Source organism: Vibrio sp. 10N.286.48.B8, from assembly GCF_003050085.1.
In the GTDB taxonomy this organism is placed as follows: domain Bacteria; phylum Pseudomonadota; class Gammaproteobacteria; order Enterobacterales; family Vibrionaceae; genus Vibrio; species Vibrio crassostreae.
The window spans coordinates 1-4,503 of record NZ_PIGD01000045.1 but is presented as its reverse complement, the minus strand read 5'-3'; the positions used below and the strand labels follow the sequence as shown (position 1 = coordinate 4,503).

The window sequence follows — 4,503 nt, the reverse complement described above, 5'->3', positions numbered from 1 at the left end:
GGAGGTAAAACTCGTCGTGGCAGCTTAACAAAGTGTGGCAACAGTCGAGCCAGACGGTTACTCGTTGAAGGCGCACACACCTATAAGCATAAAGCGAACATCTCTGTAGAGCTGCAACTAAGGCAAGAAGGGCTGCCTAAAGAGATAGTTGATATCGCTTGGCAAGCCCAGCAAAGGTTATGTCGTCGTTACCAACGACTACTACAAAAAGGTAAACACCGAAATGTCGTTGTGGTCGCCATCGCAAGAGAGATGATCGCTTACATCTGGGCCATTGCGCGTGAAGTTGTCATTAGCGACGTAGATCCTAGAACTCGAATCGCTCGTTTACCGGCATGAAGACAGAATTAGTGTTATCGCATTGGATAAAGCATCGGGAGTGGCACAAACACCGACGGCGTTAGGACGGCAATATAGCTTCGGCTGTATTGAACCACGAGCATAGACTGAAGACAGGTGCTACGACGGAACAAGTAAGGTAGGCTCTACTCATCAAACGATGAGCAATCCACGTATATCAGCATGAGAACCGACGACATTACTTGCTTCATCTATGCGGTAACACTATCCCAAAATGAACAAAGGCTCTGAAATGAGGGAGCAGAAACTTCTACGTTTTTAATTGACAGTGGGGGTCATATCAACGCCCTGTTAAGGGGTGAGCAACGCAATACAAAAGCCGCCGCATACCACCTTAATCACTTAAACCAACGCATAGTAAAAATGCCACGCGTTGCGAATCCCTCTTGAACAGTTTGTTATGAAAATTCACCTTGAACCACTATAGTCGCAGTGTTCTTCAACTAAGTTTTTTGGATAATTTCCTCTGCGAAGTTCATTACATTGGCGAGTCATTAGTTGCACCACTGAATTATTGGTTTCTTCTACATTGTAAAAGAGACTCAAATGCTCTTTCTGTTCAACCCCTGCATAACCAACATATTGTTTGTCATCAACAGCGACATCTATACCTAATATGATTGAATCCAGAGAGTAGTCGCTGAGGTTCTTATCGTTTTCATACGTTGCCGGAACGTTATAGAACTTGGCAGCCAACGGATTAAATACCGGCAAAAAGGTTTTCAAAATACCTTCAAGTACTTGTTCAGCTGGAGCACCTTTGAGTTGTTCTTCCGTAAGGTTCATAGAGCTAGTTAAAAGATACAAATTATAGTCAGGGTAATAGGCTAGCTCGCTAAAACAATATTTATCTGATTTGCTACATTTTGCGATTTCAAATATTTCGAATTGGTTTAACAGGACTTTATTTGGAATATCCAAGACGGATAGCTTCATATCAATGAACTTTGCATAGTTATTTCCTGATAACGAGGCGATTTTATTTTGCTCCCAAAATGAATGCTTGCTCTCGGATGCAGTAAGGGAGATTGAGTAAGAAATAGTTATTTTTCTATCAACAGGGTTGTGAGAAATGAGTTTCGCTTTAAAGAAACTTGTAGCTTTTTCAGAAATTGAGTAAAGCTGTCCGCTCCTAAGCGCTTGCGCGCTGATGTTTTTGTTGTCGTCCATATCTGATTTAACTTCACGCCCGGCTAATAGGTTATCTATTGCACGAGAGTTGAACGACAAGCTAGTACAATTAGATGAGTCTAGACATGACTTAATTGTTGATGCTGGATGGTAGTTCATAGAAACAGTGGAATTAGTCTCATCAACTTGAAATTCAGCCGCACTTGACTGGACGGACGTAAAAACTATTAGCATTGTGCCCAACACCGTCATCCATGGTAAATCTTTCATTAATGTATCCTAATTTTCATAACGCCCAATTAAGTAGCTGACAACGCTACCAATACACTCAAACTTAACACCGAAATCACTGAAGCTAAACCAAGCTAAAATTGCCAAGCGTTGACAGTCTGCTTAAATTGCTTGTTATATTAAAGCTGTAAACTAATTTATTGATTCAGCTGAGATGAGAGTAACAGTAACGAAAAAATCGCAAAGCTGTACCTGAGATCATTTCTCAACTTTATCAACCTATTATTGTTCAGGAGCTCCAAATCTTTACCAAAAAGCATCGGGACAAATAAGAACATACCAAAATGGAATACTACAAACGGTGGAGCACCTCTAGAGCGCCAATGTTCATGTTCCATTTCACACCATTCATCATAAAAATTCTTGCTAGATTTTATAAGTGGAAACAGTGAAACCAACACCGCGCAAACCATCAGAGTATTAAATAACTCACCCACATTAATCCCTTAATTTGAAAAATAATATAACGCCCAATTAACGTGTGAGCAGCGCATACACTGAACTTAAACACTGCGCCGTAAACACTACACTTAACCCGAAGTGAGAGCGCCAAGCGTTGCGAATCACTGTTGAATTATTTGTTAGGCTTAGTTCTTACTAAGTTAAAGCCCAAGCTCCTTAGCTAAGTGCCTTTTCGCATTTTTAATAGACCTAACTTCAGCACCCCAGGTTTTTCTTATCGTTTCTACCTTTTTCATTATAAGGTCTGTGTCTGGTTTTTCTCCCTCTAGAAGGGCTTGTAGCTCCTCTAATTGATTATTTCGGACAATCTTTTGGATAGAGTGATAGTTAGTTTTATGTGTTTCGTATAGCTGTACGATAGCTTTCGCCTCACCAACAATGTAATGCTCTCTTGTAGAGTAGGTATTGGAAATAGAGTTAGTTAACTGAAATAGGCTCTCAGTCAAAGACTTCTCAAACCGTCTGTTGAACATAAACTGACTATAGAAATAAGTAATAATGAGTGTGATAACCCATGTAATCAACCCAGCAACTACAGAGTTAAATAGAGACTCGTCTTCCAAAATAGTACTAATTACGCCTGACACATGAACCTCGTGATTGTGATGAAATTTAATCGGTAAGCCTAACGCCGCATTAAGGTGTGAGCGACGCTTGGCTACACTTGAGCGAAGCGAAACTGCCAAGCGTTGGGAATCACTCTTAAATGCTTTGTTATATTGAAACAAGTAGCTACAGCCACTTAAATGACCTTGGTCTTTCTTTGACTAAACTTCGTAAGTATTTGCTCATCGCTCTCTTCTTGGTTCGAGTCTGCTGAATAGAAAAAACTTACTGTTTGTTCATCTTTAAGTAACGAATAAAGAGTGGGTCTTAGCAATCTTGTTTTATTATCATTGAATTGTGTTCTTTTACCATCCCCACCATTTCTTCTAGCATCAAAGCAGTACAATCTATTTGGATCTTCACTATCACTTTCGGACAACGAACGTACCATCGAATCTTTTAAAAGATCAGGTTTATTTAAAGTAACTTGTTCTGGTATGAATTGAGCAAAGTATTCATTGAACTGCTTCAAGATATCACCAATGTTACTGCCATACTCAATACCAAAAAACTCCCTTAGCTCTTTCGGAGTAGTGTCAAAGCCAGCAGAGTTAACAGGGAAAGTTTTATTTATACTGGCATCATCTTGTCTTATAAACTCTGCTTTCATCAGAGCAAACTTGGGTTTTCGTTCATGCCTTTGATACAGTTTCGCTAAAACTATGTAGCTATAGCTCTTATACTTAAATGGAAAGGCTTCGATAACCCACCCCAAACTCTCCATATCTTCTTTGAGGAGCTTAAAACTAGCGAAAACACTCATCCTGATACCTAATCCAAATTCAATTTAACTATAAGTAATTTAAAGAGTTATCCATAATTTTACAAGTAGGGAGATTCCTTCACCCGGGTTAGTAAGTCAAATTCAATATAACGCCAAGCTAAGCTGTGAGTGAACGTGTGCCATGTTTGAGCGAAGCGAGTTCGGCACGCGTTTACGAATCAGACTTTAGCGCCTTGTTATATGTTTTACTTGCTAATATGCCAAGCCATTACAGCACTAACAATAAGAAAAAATATACCTATCAATCCGACATTAACTGAAAAACTTACTTTATTGTTTTCATCTTGAGAGTCATTGGTTCGGGACACAAGTTCACGATGAACCATTAACGACAAAAAGTCTTGATTAGCTGGATTGTTACCATCAAATGTAATGCCTGCCAATACAACGAGTAATACCCCGCTATATGCAATGTAGTCAACCAAGTCTATTGTAGATAGGTAATCAAAATAATTGCGAGAAATTAGCAGAGCTAACGAAATCACAACAAGATAAGCAAAAGTCCCTTTGAGAAAACCCTTCATTAAAACTCCCTGTACATATAACGCCGCATTAAGTGGTGAGCAACGCGACCACCCAAGCCTAAACCTTGCCACATTTAGCACTTAAGCTGACCTAGTCTGAAAGCGCCAAGCGTTGAGAATCCGTCTTAAATGCTTTGTTAAGTTTTGGCTTTAGAAATGCTGCGCAGGATGATATCCGCTTTCAGCACAATTAATTCGGTTCTACGACTGATTTTACCGACGATACTAACAAACCTTGGATACCAACGCCTTGATGTGGCGGTGACACTAAATAGTATTGCAACAACAATTACCAGAGGTATTGTAATCGGTAAAATAGCAAGCCCGAATATAAACTTAATCCCG

At 39.6% G+C, this 4,503-nt stretch carries 5 protein-coding genes and 1 pseudogene; 1 reads left to right on the top strand and 5 read right to left on the bottom strand.

The genetic code is table 11. From position 1 onward, the window contains the following. A pseudogene (locus tag CWO08_RS23620) lies at positions 1–339 on the top strand (IS110 family transposase); the annotation flags it as partial. Between the two features lie 429 nt (positions 340–768). On the opposite strand, the gene CWO08_RS23615 reads toward CWO08_RS23620, so the two are convergent. The 5 genes from CWO08_RS23615 to CWO08_RS24105 all read right to left on the bottom strand — a co-directional run. After that, positions 769–1,761: a hypothetical protein gene (locus CWO08_RS23615; protein WP_102431428.1), complete on the bottom strand. Its 993-nt coding sequence runs from the start codon at positions 1,759–1,761 to the stop codon at positions 769–771. 623 nt (positions 1,762–2,384) lie between these two features. Continuing rightward, positions 2,385–2,972: a hypothetical protein gene (locus CWO08_RS23600; RefSeq protein ID WP_108021216.1), complete on the bottom strand. Its 588-nt coding sequence runs from the start codon at positions 2,970–2,972 to the stop codon at positions 2,385–2,387. A 14-nt stretch (positions 2,973–2,986) separates the two neighbouring features. Next, positions 2,987–3,613 (bottom strand): DUF6037 family protein, encoded by a 627-nt coding sequence (locus CWO08_RS23595; protein ID WP_102431434.1) that lies wholly within the window; start codon positions 3,611–3,613, stop codon positions 2,987–2,989. A gap of 206 nt (positions 3,614–3,819) precedes the next feature. Continuing rightward, complete coding sequence (locus CWO08_RS23590) at positions 3,820–4,158, bottom strand: hypothetical protein (RefSeq protein ID WP_102431435.1); 339 nt, start codon at positions 4,156–4,158, stop codon at positions 3,820–3,822. Between the two features lie 137 nt (positions 4,159–4,295). After that, on the bottom strand, positions 4,296–4,503 hold a 208-nt coding region (locus CWO08_RS24105; RefSeq protein WP_219909166.1), incomplete at its 5' end, for a hypothetical protein.